Raw genomic sequence first — 26,969 nt, 5'->3', positions numbered from 1 at the left:
CGCCCGACGACAACGCCGCAGATCGCCGTGCCGGCGCCCGCGCTGCCCGCGCTATTCGGAGGCGGCGCGGAGTTTGGAGATCTCGTAGAGCGCGACCGACGCCGCGATGCCGGCGTTGAGCGATTCGGTGGCGGCGCTGATCGGGATGGAGACGACGGCGTCGCACTGCTCGGTGACGAGGCGGGAGAGGCCCTTGCCCTCGCTGCCGACGACGACGAGGAGCGGCCGGTCGGCGAGCTCGAGGCCCGGCAGCATGGTGTCGCCGTCTCCGTCGAGGCCGATGACGAAGACGCCGTCGCGCTTGTAGTCCTTGATCATCGCGGTGAGGTTGGACGCCATCGCGACGGGCACGCGCGCGGCGGCTCCGGCCGAGGTCTTCCAGGCGGCGGAGTTCAGTCCGACCGAGCGGCGCTGCGGCACGATGACGCCCTGTCCGCCGAAGGCGGCGACGGAGCGGATGATCGCGCCGAGGTTGCGCGGGTCGGTGATGCCGTCGAGCGCGACGAACAGCGGGACGACGCCGCGGGAGACGCTGCGCTCGAGCAGGTCGCTCGGGTGCGCGTACTCGTACGGCGGGACCTTGAGCACGAGGCCCTGGTGCACGGAGTCCGGGCCGGCGAGGCGGTCGAGCTCAGGGCGCATGACCTCGAGGACGGGGATGCCGCGGGCGGTGGCGAGCTTGAGCGCCTCCTTGACCCGGTCGTCCATCTCGATGCGCGTCGCGAGGTAGAGCGTCGTCGCGGGGATCTTGGCGCGCAGCACCTCGAGGACCGAGTTGCGGCCGGTGACCATCTCGGACTCGTCGCCGCTCTTGGGCTTCCGCGACGGGGCCGGACGGCCCTGGCCGCGGGCCGCGCCGTTCAGCGCCGCTCCGGGACGGCCCTTGCCGCCGGCGGCGACGAAGCGCTCGCGCGCCAGCTTCGCCTTGCCCGCGGGGTGGTACGGCCGGTCCTCGGCCTTGGGTGTGGGCTTCTTGCCCTCGAGGGCCTGACGGCCCTGACCGCCGGAACCGACGGCCTTGCCCTTGCTCTTCTTGCGGACCGCTCCTGGGCGGCCGGGCTTATTCGCCATCGAGACTCCAATGCGCACCCGTCTGGGTGTCTTCGATCGTGATTCCCGCAGCAGCGAGATCGGTTCGGATGCGGTCGGCGGCCGCCCAGTCGCGCTGCTCGCGCGCGGTCTGCCGCTCGGCGACCAGGCGGTCGACGAGCACGGTGAGGGCCCGGTAGGTGGGCTCGTCGTCGGAGCGCGCCCACTCGGGGGCCTCCGGGTCGATCCCGAGGACCGACGCCATGGCGAGGACCTGGGTGCGCAGCGCGGACACCGTGCCGAGGTCCTCCGCGTCGAGGGCGGCGTTGCCGGCCCGCACGGTCTCGTGCAGGACGCCGATGGCCTGCGGGACCGAGAGGTCGTCGTCCATCGCCTCGGCGAACTCGTCCGGCACGACCGGCTCGCCGACGGCGGCGAAGCGGGTGCCCTCGAGGCGCCGACGGGAGCGGTCGAGGAAGCCCTCGATCCGCTCGAGCGCCGCCTCGGCCTCCTCGAGCGCACCGTCGTGGAACTCGAGCGTCGAGCGGTAGTGCGCGGAGCCGAGGTAGTAGCGGACGACCAGCGGCCGGGCGGAGTCGAGCAGCTCGGAGGCGAAGACGGAGTTGCCGAGCGACTTGCTCATCTTCTGCCCGGTGACCGAGACGAGGCCGTTGTGCAGCCAGTAGCTGGCGAAGGCGTGGCCCGCGGCACTCGACTGGGCGAGCTCGTTCTCGTGGTGCGGGAAGCGCAGGTCGAGCCCGCCGCCGTGGATGTCGAACTGGGTGCCGAGGTACTTGGTCGACATGGCGGAGCACTCGATGTGCCAGCCGGGACGGCCCCTCCCCCAGGGCGAGGCCCAGGAGGCGGACTCGGGCTCGTCGGGCTTCATGCCCTTCCACAGCGCGAAGTCGTGCGGGTCGCGCTTGCCGCGCGGGTCGGCGTCGGTCGCCGCCTCCATGCTCTCGAGGCGCTGGTGCGTGAGCGCGCCGTAGTCCGGCCAGGAGCGGGTGTCGAAGTAGACGTCGCCGGAGTCGTCGGGAGCGGGGTAGGCGTGGCCCAGCTCGATCAGACGCTGCACGAGCGCGACCATCTCGGCGATGCTCGCCGTCGCGCGCGGCTCGTAGGTGGGCGGCAGGATGCCGAGCGCGGAGTAGGCGGCGGTGAACTCGAGCTCGACGCGGTAGGCGAGCGCCCACCACTGCTCGGAGGGCTCGCCCTCGCCTGCCGCGCGGCGGGCCTGCTCGGCGATCGCGAGGATCTTGTCGTCGATGTCGGTGACGTTGCGGACGAGGGTGACGCGGTAGCCGCGGTAGGCCAGCCAGCGGCGCAGCTGGTCGTAGACCAGGGCGGAGCGCAGGTGCCCGATGTGCGGCGACGACTGCACCGTGGGTCCGCAGACGTACATCCCGACCTCGTTCTCGCGGAGGGGGACGAAGTCGACGAGGGCCTGGGCCTTCGAGTCGTGCAGTCGCAGAGTCACGCCGCGAGTTTACCGGGCGGGGCGGGCGCGGCCGGGCGGCGGGCTGGCGCGGTGGATCAGTGCGCGGATCCGGGAGTGGGGAGGACGAGTGCCGTGGCCGTGGCGGCGACCCCCTCCCCCCGCCCGGTGAAGCCGAGCGCGTCCGAGGTCGTGGCGGCGACGCTGACCGGGGCGCCGAGGAGCGCGGACAGCAGCTGCTGGGCCTCGTCCCGCCGCGGGGAGAACTTCGGGCGGTTGCCGATCAGCTGGACCGACACGTTGCCGATCGTGAAGCCGGCCGCCTCGACGAGCTCGCGCGTCGCGCGGAGGAAGACCTCGCCGTGCGCGTCCTGGAACCGCGGGTCGTCCGTGCCGAAGCGGGAGCCGATGTCGCCGAGGTTCGCCGCGGCGAGCAGGGCGTCGCAGATCGCGTGCGCGACGGGGTCGCCGTCGCTGTGCCCGGAGAGTCCGCGCTCCCCCGGCCAGTGCAGTCCGGCGAGCCAGAGCGGCGACGCGTCGTCGAAGGCGTGCACGTCGGTTCCGATGCCGACCCGCGGCACCGCGGACGACGGCGGCGGCGCGAGCAGCTGCTCCGCGCGGGCGAGGTCCCAGGGCGTGGTGATCTTGAAGGCGAGCGGATCGCCGGGGACGACGACGGAGCCGCGGCCGTGAGCGGCGAGGAGGGCCGCGTCGTCGGTGAACTCCCGGCCGGCGGCGGCGTAGGCCTCGTCGAGCAGGCGGCGGGGGAAGCCCTGCGGCGTCTGCACGGCGGCGAGCTGCGAGCGGTCGACCGTGTCGAGGATCGCCCCGTCGGCGCCGACCAGCTTGATGGTGTCGGTGACGGGCAGGCCCGGGATCGCGCCGCCGCCGGTCGAGCGGACGGCCGCGAGGACGCGCTCGAACTGCGCGACGGGCGTGAGGGCCCGGGCGGCGTCGTGCACGAGGACGGTGTCGACTCCCGGGTGCAGGAGGGCGAGTCCGCGGGCGACGGAGTCCTGGCGGGTCGATCCGCCGGCGGTGACGAGGACCTCGACGGCGGGCCCGGAGGCGCGGCGGCACAGCTCGACGGTCGCGTCGACGAGGGACTCCGGTGCGACGACGACCACTTGGACCGGCTCGGCGAGGGTGAGGACCGTGCGGAGGCTGCGCTCGAGGATGGTGACGCCGGCGCACTCGACGTAGGCCTTCGGCAGCTCGCGCCCGAGGCGGGTGCCGCTGCCGGCGGCGACGATCACGACGGCCGCGGTCGGCGCCGATCCGGAGACGGTGTTCAACGGGACGTCCTTTCGCCGCCGGTCACAGTAGCAGCGGGCGCGAGGAGGGGGCAGCCCGGCCGGGACGCCGACGAGGCTGCGCTAGTCTTTTTCCGGCTCCTGCACCTCGATTCCGCCCTGTCCGGGGCGGGCGGAGCCGATGATCTGGAGGAACCCGTGAAGGCGCGCATCGCTGCATCCGTCGTTCTCGCGGTCGGCGTCGCGTTCGCCACCGCCGGCTGCAACCTGGTCGCCCCGCAGGCGACGCGGGCCATCTACGACCCGAGCGACGGGGTGGGTGCGACGATCGGCGATCTCGCCATCCGCAACGCGATGATCATCTCCGAGGACGGCGAGACCGGCACGCTGGTCGTCTCCCTGGTCAACGACACCGACGAGACGGTGAGCGTCGAGGTGCAGTACGAGGCGAGCACGGGCCGCACCAGCGACACGGTGGACGCGGTCCCCGGTCGCACGGAGGTCCGCCCGGGCAGCACCGAGTCGGTCACCATGGAGGGCCTCGACACGATCCCCGGCAGCCTGTTCCCCGTCTACTTCCAGTACGGCTCGGAGGAGGGCGAGGAGCTGCTCGTCCCGATCCTGACGAACGCCCTCGAGGCCTACGCGACGCTGACCCCGGCCCCGTCGGCCAGCCCGACCCTCACGCCCACGCCGAACCCGGCGCAGACGGCGCTGCCCACCCCGACCGTGCAGCCCGGCGTCGACGCCCCGGCCGAGTAGCACCCGCTCCCGCGAAGGGCCGTCCACCTCGGTGGGCGGCCCTTCGTCATCCCGGCGGGCGGGTCTCGATACGCCCCTGCGGGGCTACTCGACCAGCATGTTCCGCCGAACCCGCTCGTCGCACAGCGACGGCCCTGTCGCAGACCGCTCGTCGCGCAGCGACGGCCCCTCTGACCGCTCGTCGCACTGCGACGGCCAAATCAGCGCCTGCACGTCTGCAGACGGCGGTTCGCCGCCCCCGACGTCAGCACGTGATCGCGGGGCCTGGCGGGGGTGGCTGCAAGGCGGAGGAGGGCGCGATACCGGCGGTATCGCAACCGACGACAACGCCGCAGACGCCCCCGCCAGGCCCCGCGATCTCAGGCGTCGAAGCGGTAGCCGAGGCCGCGGACAGTCACCAGGAGCACCGGCTCCTTGGGCGTCTTCTCGATCTTGGAGCGGATGCGCTTGACGTGGACGTCGAGGGTCTTGGTGTCGCCGAAGTAGTCGCTGCCCCAGACGCGGTCGATCAGCTGGCCGCGGGTGAGGACGCGGCCGGCGTTGCGGAGCAGCATCTCGAGGAGCTCGAACTCCTTGAGCGGCATCGGGGTCTCGACGCCGTCGACCTCGACGGTGTGGCGCTCGATGTCCATGCGGACGGGGCCGGCGACGACGATGCGCTCCTCCCCCGGGTCCTCGGTGCGGCGGCGGAGGACGGCGCGGATGCGGGCCAGCAGCTCGCGGGTCGAGTACGGCTTGGTGACGTAGTCGTCGGCGCCGAGCTCGAGTCCGACGACGATGTCCACCTCGGAGTCCTTCGCGGTGACCATGATGATCGGGATCGCGGAGCGGGTGCGGATCTCGCGGCACACCTCGGTGCCGGGCATGCCGGGGAGCATGAGGTCGAGCAGGATCAGGTCGTACTCGCCCTCGTCGAAGGCGGCGACGGCGCGCAGCCCGTCCTCGGCGACGGTGACGTCGTAGCCCTCGCGTTCGAGCAGGTAGCTGAGCGGCTCGCTGAGGGCGCTCTCGTCCTCGACGAGCAGGATGCTGGTCACGCGGTGTCTCCTATCGGGGCGGCGGACGCGAAGGGCGTCCTGGCCGGGTCTACTTCGGGGAGTCGGATGGTGAAGGTGCTGCCGCGGCCCGGCTTGGACCAGACGCGGACGTCGCCGCCGTGGTTCTGCACGGCGTGCTTGACGATGCTGAGGCCGAGCCCGGTGCCGCCGGTGTGGCGGGAGCGGGCCTGGTCGACGCGGTAGAAGCGCTCGAAGACGCGGTCGAGGTCCTCCTCGGGGATGCCGATGCCCTGGTCGGTGACGGCGATCTCGACGACGCCGCCGGTGGAGCGGACGCCGATCCCGACGCGGGAGCCGGGCGGCGAGTACTGGATGGCGTTGGCCAGCAGATTGTGCAGCGCCGAGACGAGCATCTTCTCCTGGCCGGCGACGTACGCCTTCTTCATCCCGCCCTTGACGAGGGTGACGTCGTGCGACTCCGCCATCACGTGCGTCGTCTCGAGCGCAGCGACCACGATGTCGTCGACGCGGACGACCTCGGCGGAGCCGGCGACGTCCGCCGACTGCAGGCGGGAGAGCTCGATGATCTCGCGGGTGATCTTCGCGAGGCGGTGCGACTCCTGGGTGAGGCGGTGCGCGAACCGGCGGACCTGCTTCGGGTCGTCGGCGGCGGAGTCGAGGGCCTCGGCGAGCAGGCCGACCGCGCCGATCGGCGTCTTCAGCTCGTGCGAGATGTTGGCGACGAAGTCGCGGCGGACCGCCTCCAGCCGGCGGGCCTCGGTGTGGTCCTCGGCGAGGACGAGGACGAAGCGGGAGCCGAGCCGCGTGGCGTGCACGACGAGGGTGACCGCGGCGTCCGAGAGCGGGCTCGTCGCCAACTCCAGGTCCTGCTCGATGTCGTCGCCGAAGCGGCGCACCCGGTCGACGATCGCGACGAGGTCCGGGTGGAGGAGCGTGTCCTGGGAGACGAGGCCGAGCGAGATCGCGCGGGCGGACGCCTTCAGCACGTTGTGGGAGGGGTCGGTCACGAACGCGGGAGCGCCGACGGCGTCGATGATCGCGCCGATGCCCTCGGGCAGGCCGACGGTGACGACCTCCGCGGCGATCCGGCCCTGGCGCGCGGCGAGGGTGACGACGCTGGTGAGGACGATCCCGATGACGATGCCGAGAACGAGCGACAGCACGACGATCAGGCCTGGATCCACGCTCCCAGGCTATCCATCCACCGCGCGTCTCCCTACCGGATGCCCGGCGACGGGTCGCGGGTCGAGTACTGTTCAAACGCTCGGCACCGTTCGTTAACCTGCCGTGGTCATCATGGCTGCGCCTGCGCCGGACTGGTGCAGTCGCAGCGCCGTGCGCGGCGCGGATCGGCACCGGTCTCCGTGCGTGCCGCAGAGAGGGTCGAGAAGAAGATGCGCGAAGTTTTCCAGCAGGAGCTGGCCGAGGTCCAGGATCGGCTCGTCGAGATCTCCGGACTCGTCGAGATCGCGATCGAGAAGGCGACCCAGGCGTTCAACCACTCCGACGTGTCCCTCGCCGAGGAGGTCATCGCCAGCGACGCCCGCATCGACGAGCTGGCCATCAGCCTCGACGAGCTCGCGATCGACATCCTCGCCCGCCAGGGCCCCGTCGCCCGCGACCTGCGGACCGTCGTGTCCGCACTGCGGATCAGCGCCTCGCTCGAGCGGATGGGCGACATCGCCGAGCACATCGCCCAGCTCTCCCGCTACCGCTTCCCCGACAAGGTCGTGCCGAAGTCGCTCCGCCCGACCTTCGTCGAGATGGGCCGCCTCGACGTCGTCGTCGCGCACAAGCTCACCGAGCTGCTGCGCACGCAGGACCCCCGCCTCGCCGAGGAGATCCGCGACGAGGACGACAAGATCGACGAGCTGCACGTCAGCGTCTTCGACAAGGTCCTCAGCGAGGCGTGGAAGGGCCAGGCCGCCGACACCGTCGACGCCACCCTCGCCAGCCGCTACCACGAGCGCTTCGCCGACCACGCGGTGTCCATCGCGAAGAAGGTCCAGTACCTGATCTCGGGCGACTGGGGCTGAGTTTATTTGTCGATGTCGCGCGAGCGCGATATCGACCGCGGTCGGCAGACCGCGTGCTTGCGTTCCGCAGAGCGGGGCGCGAACGGCTATGACGAATCGCTGGCACGCGATTCGCCCGTTCGCCTTGTGGGGGGGCGGCTGGTCTGCACGCTCAACGCCCGGGCGTCGAGTGACAGCTACCGTGCCTCGCTGGTCGATCGCCCGCACTTCCATGCTGATCGAGTAGCGCGCGCGGCGCGCGTATCTAGATCCACCGTCGTAAGGACGCGGGGTCTCGATACGCCGCGTGCCGCGGCTACTCGACCAGCAGGGAAGGGGCGCGTTCCGCGGCCTTCTTTTGCACAGCATGGGGGCGCGTTCCGCGACCTCGCTCTCGCGTCCACGCTTATCGAGTCGCGCCGCCATGCAAGAGGCGCGTTCCGCGACCTGGCTTTCGCGTCCACGCTGATCGAGTCGCGCCACCATGCAAGAGGCGCGTTCCGCGACCTGGCTCATTCATGCTGATCGAGTAGCGCGCGCAGCGTGCGTATCGAGATCCGCCGTCGTACGGAGGCGGGGTCTCGGTACGACGCGTGCCGCGGCTGCTCGACCGGCGTGCGAGGGGACGGACGCGGACGGCCCGCGGGAGTGGGGACTCCGGCGGGCCGTGCGGGGGTGCGAGGGGGGGGCTACTTCTTGGCGCCCTGGGCGGCGACGGCGGCGGCGCCGGCGGCGGCGGCCTCGGGGTCGAGGTAGCGGGCCTCGCCGATCGGCTCGAAGTTCTCGTCGAGGGTGTAGACGAGGGGGATGCCGGTCGGGATGTTCAGCTCGGCGATGTCCGAGTCGGAGATGCCGTCGAGGGTCTTCACCAGCGCGCGCAGCGAGTTGCCGTGCGCGGTGATCATGACGGTCTTGCCCGAGGCGAGATCCGGCTTGATGTCCGACTCCCAGTAGGGCAGCATCCGCTCGATCACGAGCTTGAGCGACTCGGTGCGGGGCAGGTCGTCGCCGAGGTCGGCGTAGCGCTCGTCGTGCGCCTGCGAGTACTGGTCCTCGTCGTCGATGGGGGGCGGCGGCACGTCGAACGAGCGGCGCCAGGTCATGAACTGCTCGGGACCGTACTCGGCGAGGGTCTGCGCCTTGTCCTTGCCCTGCAGCGCGCCGTAGTGGCGCTCGTTGAGGCGCCAGGAGCGCTTCACGTCGATCCACAGGCGGTCGGCCTTCTCGAGCGCGATGTTCGCGGTCTGGATCGCGCGCGTCTGGCGGGAGGTGTACACGACGTCGGGGTGCAGCTCCGCCTCGACCAGCAGCTCGCCGGCGCGAGTCGCCTCCGCGACGCCCTGCTCGGTCAGCCGCACGTCGACCCAGCCGGTGAACAGGTTCTTCTGGTTCCACTCGCTGTTGCCGTGGCGCACGAGGATGAGGGTGTAGGTCTCGGACATGCGTCCAGTTTAGAGGCGGCCCCTGCGCCCACGGATACGCTGGAGACCATGCCGATCGGAGCCGTCACCCGCGGCACGACGGGCACGAACCGCCTCCGCCGGGTCGACCGCCGGCTGGCCGAGCTGCCGGTCCTGCGCACCACCCCGGAGCCCGTCGTCGTCGACCTCGGCTTCGGCGCGAGCGCGGTCACCACGCTCGAGCTGCACCGCCGCCTCGTCCGCTCGGCGCCCGGCGTCGACGTGGTCGGCTTCGAGATCGAGCCGGCCCGCGTCGAGACCGCGCGACGACAGCTGGAGCGGGTCCGCCAAGGGGGTACCGCCTTCCCGGCCGATGCGCGGGTGCGCTTCGAGCGCGGCGGCTTCGAGGTCCCTCTGCCCGGGCGGCAGCGGGCGAGCGTGATCCGCGCCTTCAACGTCCTCCGGCAGTACGACGAGTCCGCGGTGGCGGAGGCATGGCGGACGATGACCGACCGGCTGACCCCCGACGGTGTGCTGGTGGAGGGGACCTGCGACGAGATCGGCCGGATCTGCACCTGGATCGAGATCGGCCGCGAGGGGCCGCGCTCGCTCACGCTGTCGCTCCGGCTCGGCGCCGTGCCCTCGCCGATGATCGCGGCGGAGCGGCTGCCGAAGGCGCTGATCCACCGCAACGTCGCGGGCGAGCCGGTGCACGCCTTCCTGCTCGCGCTCGAGCGGGCCTGGCTGCACGCCGCCCCGCTCGCCGTCTACGGGCCGACGCAGCGCTGGATCGCCGCCGTCGAGTCGCTCCGCGGCGAGTGGCCGATCCTCGGCGGCCGGCGGCGGTGGCGGCTCGGCGAGGTGACCGTCGCGTGGGAGGCGGTGGCTCCGCTCGACCCGGCCCCGTCCCTCCTGTGAGCATTCTCATATTTAAGGTCGTTACCCTCATGCCCCATGGACGACCCTCCCCCTGAACCTTCGCCCGCCGCACCGACCTCGACCCTGATCGGCGGTGCCGCGGGTGCCTGAATGGCTCGGCATCGTCATCGGCCTCCTCCTCACCGTCGGCACCGGTCTCTTCGTCGCCTCCGAGTTCGCGCTGGTCAACCTCGACCGCAATGAGCTCGAGGAGCGTCGCGGCCGCGGCGAGAAGCGCCTCGACCCGACGATCTCCGCCCTGCGGATCACCTCCACCCATCTCTCCGGCGCGCAGCTGGGCATCACGCTCACCACGCTGCTCACCGGCTACACCTTCGAGCCCGCGATCAGCTCGCTGCTCGGCGATCCGCTGCGCTCGCTCGGGATCCCGGCCGAGATCGTGCCGGGCATCGGCACGGTCGTCGGCGTCCTGCTGGCGACGGTCTTCTCGATGGTGATCGGCGAGCTGGTCCCCAAGAACTTCGCGCTGGCGCTGCCGCTGAGGACCGCGCAGGTCGTCGTGCCGTTCCAGATCCTCTTCACCACGGTCTTCAAGCCCGTGATCCTGCTCTTCAACAACACGGCCAACGCCCTGATCCGCGCGATGGGCATCGAGCCCAAGGAGGAGCTCTCGGGCGCCCGCAGCGCCGACGAGCTCGGCTCGCTGGTGCGCCGCTCGGTGCTCGAGGGCACGCTCGACCGCGACCACGCGGACCTGCTGCACCGCACGCTCCGCTTCTCGAGCCGCAGCGTCGCCGACGTGATGACGCCGCGGGTCCGGATGGCCTCCGTCCCGCTCGCGAGCACCGCGGAGGACGTGGTCCGGCTCGCGAACCGCACCGGGTTCTCGCGCTTCCCCGTCATCGGCCGCGACTCCGACGACGTCCGCGGTGTCCTGCACGTCAAGCACGCCTTCGCACTGGCACCGGAGGACCGGGCGCAGGCGACTGCGGAGTCGCTGATGATCGCGCCGATGCGCGTCCCCGAGACCGCGCGCGCCGACGCCCTGCTCGCTCCCCTGCGCGGCAGCGGCCTCGCGATCGCGGTCGTCGTCGACGAGTACGGCGGGACCGCGGGCGTCGTGACGCTCGAGGACCTCGTCGAGGAGATCGTCGGCGAGCTGGAGGACGAGCACGATCGCAGCCGCGCCGGCGTCGTCCGCTCCGGCCGCTCGGCGACCTTCGGCGGCGAGCTGCGTCCCGACGAGGTCGCGGAGCGCCTCGGCGCCGTGGTGCCCGAGGGCGAGGACTACGACACGGTCGCGGGCTTCCTCGCCTCGACGCTGGGACGCGTGCCCGAGCTCGGCGACGAGGTCGCCGTGGCCGGCGGCGTGCTGCGGGTCGACCGCGTCGCCGCCCACCGCGTCGACCGCGTCCGCTTCACCCCGGCCGCCGGCGAAGGCGGTCCCGACGGAGGCGATGCCGTCGGCGTCGCCGCCCTCCGAGCCGAGGGGGCCGTCCATGAGTGAGTACCTGCCCGGGATCGCCTGGCTCGTGGTCCTGCTGATCGTCAACGCCTTCTTCGTCGGCGCCGAGTTCGCCGTCATCTCCGCGCGCCGCTCGCAGATCGAGCCACGGGCCGATGCGGGCAGCCGTGCCGCGAAGACCACGCTCTGGGCGATGGAGCACGCCACCCTGATGCTCGCGACGAGCCAGCTGGGCATCACCGTCTGCTCGCTGGTCATCCTCAACGTCTCCGAGCCGGCGATCCACCACCTGCTCGAGATCCCGCTCGGCTTCACGGCGCTGTCCGCGGAGGCGATCGGCGTGATCGCGTTCGTCGCCGCGCTGCTGCTCGTCACCTTCCTGCACGTCGTGTTCGGCGAGATGGTCCCGAAGAACCTGGCGTTCTCGGTGCCGACCAGGGCCGCGCTGCTCCTCGCTCCGCCGCTCGTGCTCGTCTCGCGCCTGGTGAAGCCGGTGATCTGGTCGCTGAACGCGGTCGCAAACGGCATCCTCCGCCTGGTGCGGGTGGAGCCGAAGGACGAGGCGACCAGCGCCTTCACGCTCGACGAGGTCGCCGCGATCGTCCGCCAGTCGACCCGCGAGGGCGTGCTGGTCGACCCGTCCGGCACCGTCACGGCGGCGTTCGAGTTCACGACCAAGCGGGTCGCGGACGTCGCGGTCCCGCTCGAGCGGATGGTGCTGCTGCCCGCCGAGGCCACGCCCGCGGACGTGCGCCGCGCGGTCGCCGAGCACGGCTACTCGCGCTACCTGCTCGCGGACGGCGACGGACTGCCCGGCGGCTACCTGCACCTCAAGGACGTCTCCGACCTCGACGCGACCGAGGTGCCGGTGCCGCGCAAGCGGATCCGCCGGCTCGCCGCGGTCTCGGCCGGCGACGAGCTGGAGGACGCGCTCGCCGCGCTCCGGCGCACCGGCGCGCACCTCGCCCGGGTGGTCGACGCCGAGGGCCGCACCACCGGTGTCCTCTTCCTCGAGGACATCATCGAGGAGCTCGTGGGCGAGGTGCAGGACGCCACCAACGCGTGAGCGCCGGAGGAGCCCGGCCGGTCAGGCGAGCTCGGGCAGCGCGGCTCGCGCCTCGGCCGAGCTCGCACCGGTCGCCGTCAGCAGGTCGACGACGAGCGGGCGGAGGATGACCAGCAGCGTCTTCTCCGCCAGCCGCGCCTCGGGGATCAGCGCCTGCGGGTCGAGGGTCGTCGCGAGCAGCACGAGGTCCTGACGCGCGAGCGCGAGCACAGCGGGCTCGGTGACGGCCCGGCCGAGCAGGGCGATCCCCGGGCCGAAGTCCGCGACCACGTCGGCGAGCGCCGGCCGCGGCACGGCGTCGCCGACCAGGAAGTCGGTGCGCCGCGCGACGATGCGGAGGTTGCGCGTCGCGAGGTCGAGCGCGGCGAGCATCGTGCGCTGCCGCTCCAGCTCGGCGCGATGCCGCCGGACGAACGGCGAGATCCGCGCGACGCCGATCGCCGAGTCGAGGGCGGCCGTCCAGCCGTCGATCACCGGCTGCGTGCCGCGGACGCGCTCCAGCGCCGCCGCGGAGGCCGCCTGGTCGCCCCGGCGGAGCGCGTCGGCGAGCGCGTCGATCGTCTCCGCCAGTGCCGACACCAGCCGCCGCGCCTCGGCGCGCGCCGCCCGGAGCGGGTTGCGCGGCACGATCGCGGTGCACAGCAGCGCGGCGAGTCCGCCGACCAGCCCGTCGAGGCTCCGGGTGAACACTCCCCCGTCGGGCGCGGGCAGGATCATCACCAGCATCGCCTGCGTGCCGGCCGCGACGGCGAAGCCGGGGGACGGCGAGAGCGCCCGCCCCACGGTGAAGACGATCCCGAGCACGACGGCCAGCTGCCAGACGCCGGTGCCCCAGAGCAGCAGCAGCACCTCGCTCGCGGTGATCCCGATCAGCATGCCGATCGCGGTCTCGGCGACCTGCTTCGGCCGGGTGTCGCGCGCGATGCCCAGGCTCGAGATGGTCGCCGTCAGCGACAGCACCGGGGCGGGGTGCCCGAAGACGAAGCGCGAGACGGAGTAGGCGAGGATCGCCGCGAGGACGATCTGCAGCACCGCGGGCAGCGAGGCCACGGCGCGCGCAACGCCCCGGCCGGGCCGGACGTCGTCGAGGCGGACGAGCGCCCGGATCCGCGCGGCCGCCCGGTCCCGCCGAGCGGGTCCTGCGGCCACCACGGCGTGGCCTACCTGGTCGCTGCCCCGAGGCGGGGCAGGCGGGGCACTCCCGCCTCGGCGCCGGCGCCCGGCGGCACGACGACCTCCTGGGCGGCGGAGACGCGGATCTCGCCGGCCAGCACGGTGAGCTCGAGGTCGACGGGGACCGAGCGCTTGACGACGGCGAGGGCGATGGGGCCCTCCTCGTAGTGCCAGGCGCTCGCGGTGACGGTGCCGACCTCGACCGGCTCGCCGCCCTTGAGTGCGGTGACGACGTCGCCGTGGCCGGGCAGCGCCGAGTCGGAGCCGTCGAGCTGCAGCAGCACGAGGCGGCGGGGCGGGTGGCCGAGGTTGTGCACCTTGGCGACCGTCTCCTGCCCGCGGTAGCAGCCCTTCGCCAGGTGCACCGAGGAGCGGAGCAGGTCGAGCTCGTGCGGGATCGAGCGGTCGTCGACCTCGGTCGCGTGCCGCGGGCGCCAGGCGGCGATGCGGAGCGCCTCGAGGGCGTCGGAGCCGGCGAGCGCCACGCCCGCCGCGCGGGCCCGGGCTTCGAGCCCGTCGAGCGCCGCGCGCGGCACGAGGGTCTCGCGGGCGGTCCAGCCGGCCGCGGGATGCGCGGGAGCGGTGGCGTACTGCCAGCCGCCGGGCTGGACCTGCGCCCACGGATCGAGCCAGCTGATGCCGGACTGCCCCGCGAGCTCGAGGGCCAGCGCGGTCGCCGGGCCGTCGCCGAGCGTCGCGAGCGTCGCGAACTCGGCGGTGCGGTCGGCGATCTCGACGCGGAGCATGAAGCGCATCCGGTCGAGCCAGGCCGCGAGCCCCGGCGTCTCGTCGCGGTCGAGGAGGAGCCAGGCGGTCTCGCCGTCGTCGACGATGCGGATGAGGTGCTCGATCCGCCCGGACGGGTCCAGCAGCAGGGTCTCGGCCGAGTCGCCGGGGGCGAGACGGGCGAGCGCCTGGCTGGTCAGCGAGTCGAGCCAGGTGAGGCGGTCCGGGCCGGTGACGGTGACGACGCCGCGGCCCGAGAGGTCGACGATCGCGGTGCCCGCGGCCAGCGCCCGCTGCTCGCGGAACGGCTCGCCGTAGTGAGCGGCGATGCCGGGCTCGGCCGCACTGGTCCCGACGACGGCGCCCGAGACCGACAGCAGCGGGGAGATCGGCAGGCGCTCCGAGGACGCGGTCTCATTCGACACGGGCGAGCCTTCCGGAGGAGTGGGTGCGCAGCCCCTGGCCGAGCGCGGCGATGTCCCAGGCCCAGAGCAGGTGGTCGTCGACGAGGCCGTAGAGGCGGGTGGCGGCCGCGTAGTCCTTCGCGGCGGCGGTGCGCATGACGGCGTCGGTCGCGAGGTCGATCCGCGGGCCCTTGACCTGGCCGAGGTACAGCTCGCTGACGCCGTCGGGGTGCACCAGCGACACCTCGATGTCGAAGCCGCCCGCGCCGTTGCGCAGCGTCTCGACCGACTCGGCGTCGGGGAACGCGGGCGCACCGCGGCCCGGCAGCATGGCGGGACCGGCGTCGGCGTCGGTGAGCGGGCGGCTGAGCCGCCAGTAGCCCATCTCGCTCACGAGCGGCCGGTGGCCCACCTCGCTGTCGTCCTCGAGCAGCCAGGTGTACGAGCTGTAGTTGAGGTAGGGCAGGCCGTCGTAGCTGAAGCTCACGCGGTGGCCGAACTCGGCCTGCACGGAGTCGTCGCCGACGGCGTAGTCGATGACACCCGACCCCTCCCAGACGCCGAGCAGCCAGGAGAGCGGGACGAGTTCGGGCGGGAGGCCCGAGGGGAGGGAGATCAAACCTGCTCCGGCGGCGGCTAGCGCTGGCCGCGGTAGAGCTTGTAGACGACCACGCCGGAGACCCACGCGATCGCGAGCGAGGCGAGCCCGAGCAGTCCGAGATAGAAGAGTTCGAGGGCGAGAAGCATGACCCCATCCTATCCGGCGGCACCGACGCGACGGGGTGGAGGAGGCCCGATCAGAGCGAGGTGAGGGCGGCGATGCCGCTGGCGACCGCGACGACGACCATCGCGCCGACGACGCTCGTCATCGTGCGCACCAGGTAGCCGTCCGCCTTCGCCACGGCGAGCTGGACGGCGAAGGTCGCGAGGACGCAGCCGCCGAAGGTCAGCGCCAGCCAGAGCTGCTGCGAGCCGGCCGGGGCGATCACCAGGGTGACGACGGAGCCGAGGAGGGCGAGCACCCAGACCGCTGCCACTCCCGCGCGATCCCTGCCCATCCCTCAATTGTGCCCCAGGGAATCGGCCTCTCCGACCCGCCGCTAGTATTGCCGGAGACCAATCCTGGAGGATCCGTGGCGCAGTTGTTGATACTGACCTCAGCCGGTGGCTCGGAGGTCCTCCCCGCACTGGGCCTGCTCAGCCACAAGACCCGGCAGATCCCGGCGGAGCCGGCGCACCTCGTGAACGCCCCGAGCTGCGACCTCATCTTCGTCGACGCCCGGCAGGACCTGGCCAGCGCGAAGTCGCTCTGCAAGATCCTGACCACCACCGGGATCAACGTCCCGCTCATCCTCATCCTCACCGAGGGCGGTCTCACCGCGGTCTCCGCGGACTGGGGCGTGAACGACGTCATCCTCGACTCGGCCGGCCCCGCCGAGGTCGACGCCCGCATCCGGCTGGTCATCGGCCGGCTCGCTCAGGAGCAGTCGACCTCGCGGATCCAGGCGTCCGGCGTCGTGATCGACGAGGCCAGCTACTCCGCGAAGGTGCACGGGCGCCCGCTCGACCTCACCTTCAAGGAGTTCGAGCTGCTGCGGTTCTTCGCGACGCACCCGTCGCGCGTCTTCACCCGCGAGCAGCTGCTCAGCGAGGTCTGGGGCTACGACTACTTCGGCGGCACCCGCACGGTCGACGTGCACGTGCGGCGACTGCGCGCCAAGCTCGGCGATCTGGAATCGCTCATCGGGACGGTCCGCAACGTCGGATACCGCTTCAACGTGTACGAAGAGGACAATGAACGAGTCGCTCAATCTCTCGGTTGAGAACCTGGCCGATCCCGCCGTCGCCGCGGGGCTCGAGCACCTGATCGGCCGGGCCGCCTGGTTCGACGGCCGGCCGCCGTTCAGCGATCAGACCCTGATCGACGCGCGGGCCGGGTCGCGCACGCTCCTCGTCGGCCTGCGCGCCGACGTCGTGGTGGCGGCCGCCGTGCTCGGCCAGGGCGAGCTCGAGTTCGTCGTGGACCCGGAGTGGCGCGGCGTCGGGTTCGGCCGCGCCGTCCTCGATCAGGTGCTCGCCAGCGGACGCACCGGACTGCTCGCCTGGGCGCACGGCGATCACCCGGCAGCCAGGGCCCTCGCCGCCTCGCACGACTTCGCGCCGGTGCGGACGCTGCTGCACCTCGCGCTCGATCCGCTCGTCGCCCCCGAGGTGAGCGTCCCCGAGGGCTTCGCGCTCTCCGACGGCCGCGACCTCGACCCGGCGGAGTGGGTCGCCCTCAACGCCCGGGTCTTCGCCGCGCACCCGGAGCAGGGCCGGATCACCGAGGACGACCTGGCCGCACGCCGGGCCGAGTCCTGGTACGACGACGGGGACTTCCTCCTGCTCCGCGACGCCGACGGCGCGCTCGTCGGCTACGACTGGCTGAAGATCGAGCCGGAGTCGACGACGGGCGAGATCTACGTCCTCGGCGTGGCCCCCGAGACCGCCGGTCGCGGGCTCGGGCGGACGCTCCTCGGGGCGGGACTCGCCCGGATGCTCGAGCGCGGCTGCACCGTCGCGGACCTCTACGTCGAGGCCGAGAACCGCTCCGCCGTGGCGCTGTACCGCTCGCTCGGCTTCACCGACGCCGCCGTCGACGTGCAGTACCTGCACCGCCGCCCCGCGGTGCGCTGAGCGGCGCACCGGCTCCGAGTCTCCTCCCCAGGCCGGGTTCACCCGGCATTCACCACGGGCGGCGCGGGCGCGTCCGGCGCGGTGCCAGGATGGTCGCATGGACGGCGACAACCTGATTCTCGAAGACGGCCTGAGCGACGAGCTCGACGACGACTTCGACGAGGAGGAGGAGGGTCACTCCGACCCCCTGCTCCCGGACGACCGCTACCTCGACCGCGAGCTGAGCTGGCTGGCGTTCAACCAGCGCGTGCTCGAGCTGGCCGAGGACCCGCTGGTGCCCGCGCTCGAGCGGGCCAACTTCCTCGCGATCTTCTCCTCCAACCTCGACGAGTTCTTCATGGTCCGCGTCGCCGGGCTGAAGCGCCGCATCCTCACCGGCCTCGCACTGCCGACCAACATCGGCCGGGTGCCGGTCGACGTGCTGACCGACATCTCCGAGAAGGCGCACCTGCTGCAGCAGCGGCACTCGCGCGCCTTCAAGGAGCTCGTCGAGCCGGCCCTCCGCGACGCCGGGATCGACATCGTCCGCTGGAGCGAGCTCAGCGACGCCGAGCGCGAGGTGCTCGACGACTACTTCTCGGCGCAGGTCTTCCCCGTGCTGATGCCGCTGGCCGTCGACCCGGCGCACCCGTTCCCCTACATCTCGGGGCTCTCGCTCAACCTCTCGGTGCGCGTGCGCAACCCGAAGACCCAGAAGACCGAGTTCGCCCGCCTCAAGGTGCCTCAGATGCTGCCGCGCTTCGTCCGGATCGCCGGCGTCGCCGCTCCCGGTGAGCCGATGCGCTTCATCTCGCTCGAGGACCTGATCGCGAACCAGCTCGACGACCTCTTCCCGGGCATGGAGATCCTCGACCACCACGTCTTCCGGGTCACCCGCAACGAGGACGTCGAGGTCGACGAGGACGAGACCGAGAACCTGATCAAGGCGCTCGAGAAGGAGCTCCTCCGCCGCCGGTTCGGCCCGCCCATCCGCCTCGAGGTGACCGACGACATGGACGACGAGACCCTCGGGCTCCTCGTCCGCGAGCTCGACATCACCACGCAGGAGGTCTACAAGCTCCCAGCGCCGCTCGACCTGGGTGGCCTGTTCAGCCTGCAGAAGATCGACCGGCCGGACCTCAAGTACCCCAACCACGTCCCGACGACGGCCGTGCAGCTCTCGCCGAGCGAGCCGAACCAGCGCCAGGACATCTTCAAGGCGGTCTCGCGCGGCGACGTGCTGCTGCACCACCCCTACGAGTCCTTCGCGACGAGCGTCCAGGCGTTCCTCGAGCAGGCCGCGGCCGACCCCGACGTGCTGGCGATCAAGCAGACGCTGTACCGCACCTCGGGCGACTCCCCCATCGTCGAGGCGCTGATCGACGCCGCGGAGTCCGGCAAGCAGGTGCTCGCCCTCGTCGAGATCAAGGCGCGCTTCGACGAGAAGGCCAACATCTCCTGGGCGCGCAAGCTCGAGAAGGCCGGCGTCCACGTGGTCTACGGCCTCGTCGGGCTGAAGACCCACTGCAAGCTCGCGCTGGTCATCCGCCAGGAGAAGGGCGGGGTGCTGCGGCACTACTCCCACATCGGCACCGGCAACTACAACCCGAAGACCTCGCGGATCTACGAGGACCTCGGCCTGCTGACCGCCGACCCCGAGGTCGGCAAGGACCTCACCCGCCTCTTCAACGAGCTCTCCGGCTACGCGATCGAGAAGAAGTTCAAGCGCCTGCTGGTCGCGCCGCGCCACCTGCGCAAGGGACTGCTGAAGCGGATCGCGGCCGAGACCGAGAACGCCCGCGCCGGCCGCCCCTCCGGCATCCGGATCAAGATGAACTCGATCGTCGACGAGTCGGTGATCGACGCGCTCTACCGGGCGAGCCAGGCCGGCGTGCCCGTGGACGTCTGGGTCCGCGGCATCTGCGGGCTGAAGCCCGGGCAGGAGGGACTCTCGGAGAACATCCGCGTCCGCTCCATCCTCGGGCGCTACCTCGAGCACTCCCGCATCTTCAGCTTCGTCAACGGCGGCGAGCCCGAGGTCTTCATCGGCAGCGCCGACATGATGCACCGCAACCTCGACCGCCGCGTCGAGGCGCTGGTGCGGATCGTCGAGCCGGCGCACCTCAGCGAGATCGCCGACATGTTCGACCGCGCGATGGACGAGAAGACGGCCTCCTGGTGGCTCGGCCCGGACGGGATCTGGACGCGGCACCACCTCGACGAGGACGGCGCACCCCTCTCCGATCTGCAGAACCGGCTGATGGCGCACATCACGCATCGCAAGCGCACGGCGACGCGGACCGGCTCGCGAGCCTCCACCCGCTGACGCCGTGACGGGGACCGTCTACGCAGCCGGCGCGGTGTGCTGGCGGATCATCGAGGGGCGTCTGCACGTCCTGGTGATCCACCGGCCGCACCGCAAGGACGTCAGCCTGCCCAAGGGCAAGGTCGATCCGGGCGAATCGCTGCCGGAGACCGCGGTGCGGGAGATCCGCGAGGAGACCGGGTTCGCGGTCGCGCTCGGAGTGCCGCTCGGCACCGTGCAGTACGCGCTGCCGAACGGGCGACCGAAGACCGTGCACTACTGGGCGGCACGGGTGACCGAGAAGGCGGTGCTCGCCTCGGACTTCGTGCCGAACCGCGAGGTCGAGGCCCTCGAGTGGGTCACGATCAAGCGCGCCCGCAGCTACCTGACCTACCCGCACGACATCGAGATCGTCGACGAGTTCGCGCGGATCGTCTCGCGCGGCACCCACGACACCTTCGCGGTCGTGGTGCTCCGGCACGCCAAGGCGGTCCCGGCGTCCTCCTGGGACGGGCGCGACTCGACCCGGCGCCTCAACCGCCGCGGCGAGGATGAGGCGGCCGCGGCCGGCCGCGCCGTCGCAGCGTGGCGGCCCCGCCGGCTGGTCTCGAGCACGGCGAAGCGCTGCCGCACCACGATCACTCCGCTCTCCGCGCTGCTCAAGCGGCCGGTCCGCCTCTCGGAGGACCTCAGCCAGGACGCGCACGAGCACGGCACCGCCGACGTCCGCTCCGTCGTCGGCAAGCGGGTCCGCGCGCGCAAGAGCGCCGTGCTCTGCAGCCACGGTCCGGTGATCCCCGAGATCCTGCGCGAGCTGGCACTGGCCACCGCGACCCCGATCGGCCCGTACCTCGAGGAGGCCTCCGACCTGCCGACCGGCGGCTTCGCGGTCGTGCACCTCTCGGTCGAGCACCCGGGCTCCGGCATCGTCGCGATCGAGACGCACGCACCGCTCGAGTGAGCCCGCGCGCGGGACGCAGACCTGCCGCGCGAATACTGCTCCTCCGCGCTCGGCGGCGCCTGAGGGCGGCCCGTCGTTCACCGCGCGTTCACCGAGCGGACGGGGCCAGGACACGACCCCTCCGTACTCTCGCTGGCGGGCCGCACCAAGCCCGTCCATCCCCCCTGCTTTCCTACCCGAAAGGGATACTTGTGCGTTTCTCGCGTCTCGGCCAGGCGGCCGTCATCGCCGCCGTCGCAGCCATCACGCTGACCTCCTGTGCTGCCAACGAGGGGCCCGCCGCCACCGGCGACTCGTCCTCCTCCGGCTCCGCCAGCACCCTCGAGGGCACCCTCAACGGTATCGGCGCCTCCTCGCAGGGCTCCGCCCAGGAGGCCTGGGTCTCCGCCTTCCAGCAGGCGAACACCGGCGTCACCGTGAACTACTCCCCCGACGGCTCCGGCGCGGGCCGTGAGGCCTTCATCGCCGGCGGCGCCGACTTCGCCGGCTCGGACCGCGCGCTGAAGCTCGAGGAGCTCGACGGCTCCTTCGGCAAGTGCGTCGACGGCACCTCCGCCATCGACGTCCCGGCCTACATCTCGCCGATCGCGATCGTCTTCAACGTGGAGGGTGTCGACGAGCTCAACCTCGACGCCGCCACCATCGCGGGCATCTTCAAGGGCACCATCACCACCTGGAACGCCCCCGAGATCGCAGCGCTGAACCCCGACGCGACGCTCCCGTCCTCGAACATCACCGCCGTGCACCGCTCGGACGACTCGGGCACCACCGAGAACTTCGCCGCGTACCTCAACGCGACCGCGCCCACCGTGTGGGACGCCGAGCCCGACGGAGTCTGGCCCTACCAGGGCGGCGAGGCGGCCCAGGGCACCTCGGGCGTCATCGACACCGTCACCAACGGCCAGAACACCATCGGCTACGCCGACGCCTCGCGCGCCGGCAGCCTGGGCACCGCCAAGGTGAAGGTCGGCGACGACTTCGTCGCCTACTCGCCCGAGGCCGCTGCCGCGATCGTCGACGCGTCCCCCGAGGCGACCGACCGTCCCGAGAACGACATCGTCTACGAGATCGACTACGCCTCCGAGGAGGCCGGCGTCTACCCGGTCGTCCTGGTGAGCTACCTCATCGCCTGCCAGGAGTACCAGGACGCCGCGACGGGCGAGCTCGTCAAGGCGTACCTCGGCTACGTGACCAGCGAGGAGGGCCAGCAGGAGGCCGCCACCTCCGCCGGCGCCGCGCCGCTCTCGTCCGAGCTGTCGACCCAGGTCGCGACGGCCATCGAGTCGATCAAGTAACCTCCCCCTCATGACGCGGCCCCGGACCCCAGCCGGTCTGGGGCCGCGTCACGGCTCGGCCCCCTCCCCCACACCGAACGCAGGGACACCCACATGACCACCGCAGAGCGGCCCGTCGGCGCCATCAAGGCGAAGCAGCGGCCCGCAGACCGGATCTTCTCCGGAACGGCAGTCGCCTCCGGCGCGCTGATCCTCGTCATCCTCGCCGCCGTCGCCCTCTTCCTGGTCGTCCAGTCGATCCCGGCTCTCACGGCGTCCCCCGACACGATCTCCGGCGGAGCGGGCTTCTGGTCCTACGTCGGCCCGCTCGTGTTCGGCACCGTCTACGCCGCCGGGCTCGCGATGGTAATCGCCGTCCCCATCGCGATCGGGATCGCGCTCTTCATCTCGCACTACGCCCCGCGCAAGCTCGCGCAGGGCCTCGGCTACGTGATCGACCTGCTGGCCGCCGTGCCGTCGGTCGTCTTCGGCCTCTGGGGCATCACGGTGCTCGCCCCCTTCGTCCAGCCGTTCTACGCGTTCCTCACGGACGCCTTCGGCTGGTTCCCGCTCTTCAACGGCCCGGTCTCCGGCACCGGCCGCACGATCCTCACCGTCGCCCTCGTGCTCGCGGTCATGATCCTGCCGATCGTCACGGCGATCTCGCGCGAGGTGTTCCTCCAGACGCCGACGCTGCACGAGGAGGCCGCGCTCGCCCTGGGCGCGACCCGCTGGGAGATGGTCCGCACGGCGGTCCTGCCCTTCGGCCGCCCCGGCATCATCTCCGCGTCGATGCTCGGCCTCGGCCGCGCGCTCGGCGAGACGATGGCGGTCGCCATCGTGCTCTCGCCGTCCTTCGTCGTGAACTTCGCGCTGCTGCAGTCGACGAACTCGAACACCGTCGCCGCGAACATCGCGCTGAGCTTCCCCGAGGCCTACGGCCTGAAGGTCAACGAGCTCGTCGCCTCCGGCCTGATGCTCTTCGTCATCACGCTGCTCGTCAACATGCTCGCGCGCTACATCATCAACCGCCGCAAGGCCTTCTCGGGAGCGAACTGATGGTCACGATGACTCCGCCCCGCCAGCGCCGCGTCGAGGACGCGGTCCCTGCGCCGGTCAACACGCTCACCAGCGGCCAGCTGCCCAAGTGGGCGCCTGTCGCCCTCCTGGTCGGCAGCATCGCCGTGATGGCGCTCGTCTACGCCCTCCTCGCCGTCACCGGCACCACCCAGGGCTTCGACGTGGTCGGCACCGTCTTCTTCGGCGCCGTGCTCTACACGGTCGCCGTCTTCGTCCTCGCCCGCCTGGTCGAGGGCCCCCGCCGCGCGACGGACCGGGTCGTCACCACCCTGGTCACCGCCGCGTTCGTCGTCGCGCTGATCCCGCTGATCTCGCTGATGTACACCGCGATCACCGCGGGCGCCGCGCGCTTCGACCTCCTCTTCTTCACCTCCTCGATGCGCAACGTCGTCGGCGAGGGCGGCGGAGCGCTGCACGCGATCGTGGGCACGCTGATCATCACGGCGCTGGCCGCGGTCATCTCGATCCCGATCGGCCTGATGACGGCCATCTACCTCGTCGAATACGGCCGGGGCGCGCTCGCCCGCGGCATCACCTTCTTCGTCGACGTGATGACCGGCATCCCCTCGATCGTCGCCGGCCTCTTCGCCTACGCCCTGCTGGTGCTCCTCTTCGGCGACGGCATCCGGATGGGCTTCGGCGGCGCGATCGCGCTGTCGGTGCTGATGATCCCGGTCGTCGTGCGCTCCACCGAGGAGATGCTGCGCCTGGTCCCGAACGAGCTGCGCGAGGCGTCCTTCGCCCTCGGCGTGCCGAAGTGGCTGACCGTCGTGAAGATCGTCCTGCCGACCTCGATCGCCGGCATCGTCACGGGCGTCATGCTCTCGATCGCCCGAGTCATCGGCGAGACCGCCCCGCTGCTCATCGTCGCCGGGTTCACCCAGTCGATGAACTACAACCCGTTCGACGACCGGATGATGACCCTCCCGGTCTACGTGTTCCGCCAGTACGCCGACCAGGGGGCCGACGCGGCCGCCTACATCGATCGGGCCTGGACCGGCGCGCTGGTCCTCATCCTGATCGTCATGCTGCTCAACCTGCTCGCTCGCCTGGTCGCGCGCATCTTCGCCCCCAAGCTCGGCCGCTAACCCTAAGGATCTCCGTTGTCCAAGCGCATCGAAGTCAACGACCTCAACGTCTACTACAGCAAGTTCCTCGCGGTCGAGGGAGTCGGTCTCACCATCGAGCCCCGCACCGTCACGGCGTTCATCGGCCCCTCCGGCTGCGGCAAGTCGACCTTCCTCCGCACGCTCAACCGCATGCACGAGGTCATCCCGGGCGCCTACGTCGACGGCGAGGTGCTGATCGACGGCAACAACCTCTACGGCCCGGGCGTCGACCCGGTGCTCGTGCGCCGCCAGGTGGGCATGGTCTTCCAGCGCCCCAACCCGTTCCCGACGATGTCCATCCGCGACAACGTGCTGGCCGGCGTCAAGCTCAACAACCGCCGTATCTCGAAGTCCGACGCGGACGACCTCGTCGAGAAGTCGCTGCAGGGCGCGAACCTCTGGAACGAGGTCAAGGACCGGCTCGAGAAGCCCGGCTCCGGCCTCTCCGGCGGTCAGCAGCAGCGGCTCTGCATCGCCCGCGCCATCGCCGTCTCCCCCGACGTGCTGCTGATGGACGAGCCGTGCTCGGCCCTCGACCCGATCTCGACCCTCGCGATCGAGGACCTGATCGAGGAGCTCAAGAACGAGTACACGATCGTGATCGTGACCCACAACATGCAGCAGGCCTCGCGCGTCTCGGACCGCACCGCGTTCTTCAACATCGCGGGCACCGGCAAGCCCGGCAAGCTCATCGAGTACGACGACACCGCCACGATCTTCTCGCGGCCGTCCGTCCAGGCGACCGAGGACTACGTCTCGGGCCGCTTCGGCTGAGTCTCCGACCGCACGCACGAGAGCCGCACTCCCCCGGGGGTGCGGCTCTTCTGCTGTCCGGAGCCCGTGAGAGCCGTCTGCAGTCCGCGTTCCCGGGTGGGGAGCGCAGAAGAGCCGCACCCCTCGGGGAGTGCGGCTCTTCTGTACCGGGTGCTGTGGCGGTGTCAGGCGGTCGCGATGGCCAGGATCGGGTCGGTGGTCGGCGCCTCGGAGCCGCCCGCGTCCTCGACGGTCACCGCGACGACGGCGCCCTCGGCGAGCGTGCCCTCGAGCGGTGCGACCGTGCGGCCGTCACCCCCGTCGAACGTCCCGGCCGAGACCGGGCCGGACGAGCCGATGTACCAGAGCTCGTAGGTCTTGTCGTCGGGCAGGGGCGCGAGGTCGTCGACGACGAGGGCCGAGCGGCCGAGCGAGGCCGACCAGACCAGGGTCGCGGTCTCGCCGGTCGCGACGGCTCCGGCCGTCTCCTGCACGTCGGGAGCGCTGCGGATCTGCTCGAGCGCGGTCAGCTGCTGGCTCTGCCCGGCATCGGGCGTGAGCAGCGGCGGGAGCGCCACTCCCCCGACCACGATGACGGCCGCGGCGGCGGCGGCGGAGAGGTAGACGGCGGGGCGGGTGAACCAGCGTCCGCGGGCGCGGGCCTCGGCGCCGTGACGGCCGGAGGTCGCGGTGGCGGACGGCGCAACGGCCGACGGCCCGCTCGCGGCGGCCGCGGAGGGCTCGACGGCGTGCAGGGTCGGGACTGCTTCGCGCCGGTCGGCGAGGTCCTCGGCCGGAGCATCGGAGGTGTCGTCGCGGGGCAGCTGGGGCGTGGTCGCGATCAGCGCCATCAGATCGGCCTTGAGGGCCGGCGACGGTGCGACCGCCGGAGCGTCGGCGGCCAGCGCGTCGGCCACGGTCGAGAACGCGTCGGCCTCGCCGCGCGCCTCCGGATTCTCGTCCAGGAATCTCTCGTACCGGGCGGTCTCGTCCGGGGTGAGGATGCCGAGTGCGTGTCCTGCTGCGAGTTCGCGCGGATCTTCGGGGAGTTGCACGTCGTTCACAGGGCCACCCCCATCTCTTCTCTCAGTCGTATCATCCCGTCGCGCAGGCGCGTTTTTATGGTACCGACGGGGCAGTTCAGGATCCCGGCGATCTCGCTGTGCGAGTAGCCGCCGTAGTACGCGAGCTGCAGCGCTTGCCGCTGGAGCTCGGTCAGCCGCTCCAGGGCGGCGGTGACCTTCTCGTGCTCGAGGGACACCTCCGCCTGCTCGGCGACCTGGTCGTAGTCGCGACCGAGGTCGCGGATTCCTATGCGGACGTCCCGATCACGGCCCGCTTGGGCCGCGCGAACCCGATCGATGGCCCTGCGGTGTGCCATCGTGAGGATCCAGGTCGTCGCACTTCCCTTATTCGGAGCGAAGCGTCCAGCGGTTTGCCAGATCTCGAGGAAGACCTCCTGGGCCACCTCCTCCGACTGGGCGCGGTCGACCAGGACCCGCGTGATCAGTCCGAGGACGCGCGAGGCGACGAGGTCGTAGAGCTGCGAGAACGCGGCCTGCTCGCCCGCGGCGATCCGCTCGAGGAGAGCGCCGAGGTCGGGGGCGGTGCCCTCGGCGGTGGTGTCGTCGCTCATGCGCCCTGCCCTGCTCGTGCCCGGGACTTCAGATTCCGGGTCATCCAGAAGGCTGTCACGGCGAGTCCCGCTATCACGACCGACACTTCGAGGGGGAGGACGACGAAGCGGACGTCGAGAGCGAAGCCGCCCAGGTCGACCAGCGCCGCGGCGCCCATCCGCGGGGCGAGCCACAGTCCGATCACGGCGACGAGGGCCGCGGTCAGACCGGCGGAGCTGCGCGGACGGACGAGCACCCAGAGCGCGGCGGCCGTGTCGAGCACGGCGAGCGTGCGCATCAGCGCGCCCTGCGAGAAGACGACGCCGTTGCCGAGGAGGGCGCCGATCTCGTCGTCCACGCCCGGGGCGGAGAGGAAGAGGAGGACGGCGATCACCAGGAGGGCGATCCCGGCCCACCATCGCGCGCCGATCCGGAGTGCCCTGCGGTTCTTCATTCCGGATGTCGCCTGTCTGTCGGGGACTCTGCCGGGAGGGGAGGACTCGCGCCTCGGACCGCCCGCCACTGGGCCCTCGCTCGCCGCCGGGATCCGCTGGGGATGCTGTCGAGAGGAGAAGGGGCCGGATCGC

The 26,969-nt window shown here is 71.8% G+C and carries 26 protein-coding genes; 13 read left to right on the top strand and 13 right to left on the bottom strand.

Annotated features, from left to right (window positions below; genetic code table 11):
• Positions 1-51 precede the first annotated feature (51 nt).
• Genes rlmB through ispD form a run of 3 tightly spaced genes read right to left on the bottom strand, consistent with a single transcriptional unit; the run spans position 52 to position 3,762 of the window.
• Complete coding sequence (gene rlmB, locus MT351_RS17635) at positions 52-1,071, bottom strand: 23S rRNA (guanosine(2251)-2'-O)-methyltransferase RlmB (protein WP_127885979.1); 1,020 nt, start codon at positions 1,069-1,071, stop codon at positions 52-54.
• Positions 1,061-2,509, bottom strand: coding sequence for a cysteine--tRNA ligase (gene cysS / locus MT351_RS17630; RefSeq protein WP_123445157.1), 1,449 nt, complete (start codon positions 2,507-2,509; stop codon positions 1,061-1,063). The genes rlmB and cysS overlap by 11 nt, the downstream gene beginning before the upstream one ends.
• A 56-nt stretch (positions 2,510-2,565) precedes the next feature.
• The gene (gene ispD / locus MT351_RS17625; protein ID WP_132435959.1) at positions 2,566-3,762 is read right to left on the bottom strand and encodes a 2-C-methyl-D-erythritol 4-phosphate cytidylyltransferase; all 1,197 of its coding nucleotides are present in this window, start codon (positions 3,760-3,762) and stop codon (positions 2,566-2,568) included.
• A 156-nt stretch (positions 3,763-3,918) separates the two neighbouring features.
• On the opposite strand from ispD, the gene MT351_RS17620 reads away from it, so the two are divergent.
• Positions 3,919-4,482 carry a hypothetical protein gene (locus MT351_RS17620; RefSeq protein ID WP_123445155.1) on the top strand — a complete coding sequence of 188 codons (564 nt, stop codon included), beginning with the start codon at positions 3,919-3,921 and terminating at the stop codon, positions 4,480-4,482.
• A gap of 359 nt (positions 4,483-4,841) precedes the next feature.
• Here MT351_RS17620 and MT351_RS17615 read toward each other — a convergent pair whose 3' ends face one another.
• Positions 4,842-5,519, bottom strand: a complete 678-nt coding sequence (locus MT351_RS17615) for a response regulator transcription factor (protein ID WP_123445154.1) — start codon at positions 5,517-5,519, stop codon at positions 4,842-4,844.
• Complete coding sequence (locus MT351_RS17610; RefSeq protein WP_123445153.1) at positions 5,516-6,685, bottom strand: cell wall metabolism sensor histidine kinase WalK; 1,170 nt, start codon at positions 6,683-6,685, stop codon at positions 5,516-5,518. The genes MT351_RS17615 and MT351_RS17610 overlap by 4 nt, the downstream gene beginning before the upstream one ends.
• A gap of 210 nt (positions 6,686-6,895) precedes the next feature.
• Between MT351_RS17610 and phoU the strand changes: the two genes are divergently transcribed.
• Entirely contained in the window at positions 6,896-7,537 is a 642-nt protein-coding gene (phoU, locus tag MT351_RS17605; RefSeq protein WP_123445152.1) for a phosphate signaling complex protein PhoU, read from the top strand.
• Between the two features lie 668 nt (positions 7,538-8,205).
• Here the strand turns inward: phoU and MT351_RS17600 are convergent.
• Positions 8,206-8,958 carry a phosphoglyceromutase gene (locus tag MT351_RS17600; RefSeq protein ID WP_123445151.1) on the bottom strand — a complete coding sequence of 251 codons (753 nt, stop codon included), beginning with the start codon at positions 8,956-8,958 and terminating at the stop codon, positions 8,206-8,208.
• A gap of 48 nt (positions 8,959-9,006) precedes the next feature.
• Between MT351_RS17600 and MT351_RS17595 the strand changes: the two genes are divergently transcribed.
• The 3 genes from MT351_RS17595 (at position 9,007) to MT351_RS17585 (ending at position 12,326) form a co-directional block, all read left to right on the top strand.
• Positions 9,007-9,834 carry a class I SAM-dependent methyltransferase gene (locus tag MT351_RS17595; RefSeq protein ID WP_132435960.1) on the top strand — a complete coding sequence of 276 codons (828 nt, stop codon included), beginning with the start codon at positions 9,007-9,009 and terminating at the stop codon, positions 9,832-9,834.
• Between the two features lie 103 nt (positions 9,835-9,937).
• Positions 9,938-11,302, top strand: a complete 1,365-nt coding sequence (locus tag MT351_RS17590) for a hemolysin family protein (protein ID WP_132435961.1) — start codon at positions 9,938-9,940, stop codon at positions 11,300-11,302.
• The gene (locus MT351_RS17585; protein WP_132435962.1) at positions 11,295-12,326 is read left to right on the top strand and encodes a hemolysin family protein; all 1,032 of its coding nucleotides are present in this window, start codon (positions 11,295-11,297) and stop codon (positions 12,324-12,326) included. The genes MT351_RS17590 and MT351_RS17585 overlap by 8 nt, the downstream gene beginning before the upstream one ends.
• Positions 12,327-12,347: 21 nt before the next feature.
• On the opposite strand, the gene MT351_RS17580 is transcribed toward MT351_RS17585, so the two are convergent.
• The 4 genes from MT351_RS17580 to MT351_RS17565 form a co-directional block, all read right to left on the bottom strand.
• The gene (locus MT351_RS17580) at positions 12,348-13,478 is read right to left on the bottom strand and encodes an aromatic acid exporter family protein (protein WP_132435963.1); all 1,131 of its coding nucleotides are present in this window, start codon (positions 13,476-13,478) and stop codon (positions 12,348-12,350) included.
• Positions 13,479-13,486: 8 nt separating this feature from the next.
• The gene (locus tag MT351_RS17575; RefSeq protein WP_374204788.1) at positions 13,487-14,650 is read right to left on the bottom strand and encodes a folate-binding protein YgfZ; all 1,164 of its coding nucleotides are present in this window, start codon (positions 14,648-14,650) and stop codon (positions 13,487-13,489) included.
• Positions 14,640-15,248 (bottom strand): FABP family protein, encoded by a 609-nt coding sequence (locus tag MT351_RS17570; protein ID WP_123702239.1) that lies wholly within the window; start codon positions 15,246-15,248, stop codon positions 14,640-14,642. Before MT351_RS17570 ends, MT351_RS17575 begins: the two co-directional genes overlap by 11 nt.
• A 178-nt stretch (positions 15,249-15,426) precedes the next feature.
• The gene (locus MT351_RS17565) at positions 15,427-15,687 is read right to left on the bottom strand and encodes a hypothetical protein (protein WP_132435964.1); all 261 of its coding nucleotides are present in this window, start codon (positions 15,685-15,687) and stop codon (positions 15,427-15,429) included.
• 75 nt (positions 15,688-15,762) lie between these two features.
• On the opposite strand from MT351_RS17565, the gene MT351_RS17560 reads away from it, so the two are divergent.
• From MT351_RS17560 to pstB, 8 genes are all read left to right on the top strand, one after another.
• Positions 15,763-16,452 carry a winged helix-turn-helix domain-containing protein gene (locus MT351_RS17560; RefSeq protein WP_123445147.1) on the top strand — a complete coding sequence of 230 codons (690 nt, stop codon included), beginning with the start codon at positions 15,763-15,765 and terminating at the stop codon, positions 16,450-16,452.
• Entirely contained in the window at positions 16,424-17,305 is an 882-nt protein-coding gene (gene mshD, locus MT351_RS17555) for a mycothiol synthase (protein ID WP_132435965.1), read from the top strand. The genes MT351_RS17560 and mshD overlap by 29 nt, the downstream gene beginning before the upstream one ends.
• A 97-nt stretch (positions 17,306-17,402) precedes the next feature.
• Positions 17,403-19,610 carry an RNA degradosome polyphosphate kinase gene (locus MT351_RS17550; protein ID WP_123702233.1) on the top strand — a complete coding sequence of 736 codons (2,208 nt, stop codon included), beginning with the start codon at positions 17,403-17,405 and terminating at the stop codon, positions 19,608-19,610.
• Positions 19,611-19,614: 4 nt separating this feature from the next.
• On the top strand, positions 19,615-20,550 hold the full coding sequence (locus MT351_RS17545) for an NUDIX domain-containing protein (protein WP_132435966.1): 936 nt from the start codon (positions 19,615-19,617) through the stop codon (positions 20,548-20,550).
• Between the two features lie 191 nt (positions 20,551-20,741).
• On the top strand, positions 20,742-21,845 hold the full coding sequence (locus tag MT351_RS17540) for a phosphate ABC transporter substrate-binding protein PstS (RefSeq protein ID WP_132435967.1): 1,104 nt from the start codon (positions 20,742-20,744) through the stop codon (positions 21,843-21,845).
• A 93-nt stretch (positions 21,846-21,938) separates the two neighbouring features.
• A complete protein-coding gene (gene pstC / locus MT351_RS17535) occupies positions 21,939-22,883 on the top strand; it encodes a phosphate ABC transporter permease subunit PstC (protein WP_123445142.1) in 945 nt (314 codons plus the stop codon).
• The gene (gene pstA, locus MT351_RS17530; protein ID WP_374204787.1) at positions 22,883-23,992 is read left to right on the top strand and encodes a phosphate ABC transporter permease PstA; all 1,110 of its coding nucleotides are present in this window, start codon (positions 22,883-22,885) and stop codon (positions 23,990-23,992) included. Before pstC ends, pstA begins: the two co-directional genes overlap by 1 nt.
• Before the next feature lie 15 nt (positions 23,993-24,007).
• Positions 24,008-24,787, top strand: coding sequence for a phosphate ABC transporter ATP-binding protein PstB (gene pstB, locus MT351_RS17525; RefSeq protein WP_132435969.1), 780 nt, complete (start codon positions 24,008-24,010; stop codon positions 24,785-24,787).
• Between the two features lie 164 nt (positions 24,788-24,951).
• On the opposite strand, the gene MT351_RS17520 is transcribed toward pstB, so the two are convergent.
• From MT351_RS17520 to MT351_RS17510, 3 genes are read right to left on the bottom strand one after another with little or no spacing between them, the layout of a single operon-like run.
• A complete protein-coding gene (locus tag MT351_RS17520; protein ID WP_132435970.1) occupies positions 24,952-25,821 on the bottom strand; it encodes an anti-sigma factor in 870 nt (289 codons plus the stop codon).
• A gap of 5 nt (positions 25,822-25,826) precedes the next feature.
• Positions 25,827-26,402 (bottom strand): ECF RNA polymerase sigma factor SigK, encoded by a 576-nt coding sequence (sigK, locus tag MT351_RS17515; protein WP_123445139.1) that lies wholly within the window; start codon positions 26,400-26,402, stop codon positions 25,827-25,829.
• Positions 26,399-26,836, bottom strand: a complete 438-nt coding sequence (locus MT351_RS17510) for a hypothetical protein (RefSeq protein ID WP_123735092.1) — start codon at positions 26,834-26,836, stop codon at positions 26,399-26,401. The genes sigK and MT351_RS17510 overlap by 4 nt, the downstream gene beginning before the upstream one ends.
• Positions 26,837-26,969 lie beyond the last annotated feature (133 nt).

Origin of the sequence: Rathayibacter sp. VKM Ac-2926 (assembly GCF_022815565.1) — a bacterium.
GTDB lineage: Bacteria > Actinomycetota > Actinomycetes > Actinomycetales > Microbacteriaceae > Rathayibacter > Rathayibacter festucae.
The sequence above is the reverse complement of the archived record's forward strand: the minus strand, read 5'-3'. Positions and strand labels throughout refer to the sequence as shown.

Excerpts from the sequence above, each read along its gene's own strand:
- rlmB (WP_127885979.1), bottom strand. The coding sequence starts at position 1,071 with ATGGCGAATAAGCCCGGCCGCCCAGGAGCGGTCCGCAAGAAGAGCAAG.
- phoU (WP_123445152.1), top strand. The coding sequence starts at position 6,896 with ATGCGCGAAGTTTTCCAGCAGGAGCTGGCCGAGGTCCAGGATCGGCTC.
- MT351_RS17600 (WP_123445151.1), bottom strand. The coding sequence starts at position 8,958 with ATGTCCGAGACCTACACCCTCATCCTCGTGCGCCACGGCAACAGCGAG.
- MT351_RS17595 (WP_132435960.1), top strand. The coding sequence starts at position 9,007 with ATGCCGATCGGAGCCGTCACCCGCGGCACGACGGGCACGAACCGCCTC.
- MT351_RS17585 (WP_132435962.1), top strand. The coding sequence starts at position 11,295 with ATGAGTGAGTACCTGCCCGGGATCGCCTGGCTCGTGGTCCTGCTGATC.
- MT351_RS17565 (WP_132435964.1), bottom strand. The coding sequence starts at position 15,687 with ATGGGCAGGGATCGCGCGGGAGTGGCAGCGGTCTGGGTGCTCGCCCTC.
- mshD (WP_132435965.1), top strand. The coding sequence starts at position 16,424 with ATGAACGAGTCGCTCAATCTCTCGGTTGAGAACCTGGCCGATCCCGCC.
- MT351_RS17550 (WP_123702233.1), top strand. The coding sequence starts at position 17,403 with ATGGACGGCGACAACCTGATTCTCGAAGACGGCCTGAGCGACGAGCTC.
- pstC (WP_123445142.1), top strand. The coding sequence starts at position 21,939 with ATGACCACCGCAGAGCGGCCCGTCGGCGCCATCAAGGCGAAGCAGCGG.
- pstA (WP_374204787.1), top strand. The coding sequence starts at position 22,883 with ATGGTCACGATGACTCCGCCCCGCCAGCGCCGCGTCGAGGACGCGGTC.
- sigK (WP_123445139.1), bottom strand. The coding sequence starts at position 26,402 with ATGAGCGACGACACCACCGCCGAGGGCACCGCCCCCGACCTCGGCGCT.
- MT351_RS17510 (WP_123735092.1), bottom strand. The coding sequence starts at position 26,836 with ATGAAGAACCGCAGGGCACTCCGGATCGGCGCGCGATGGTGGGCCGGG.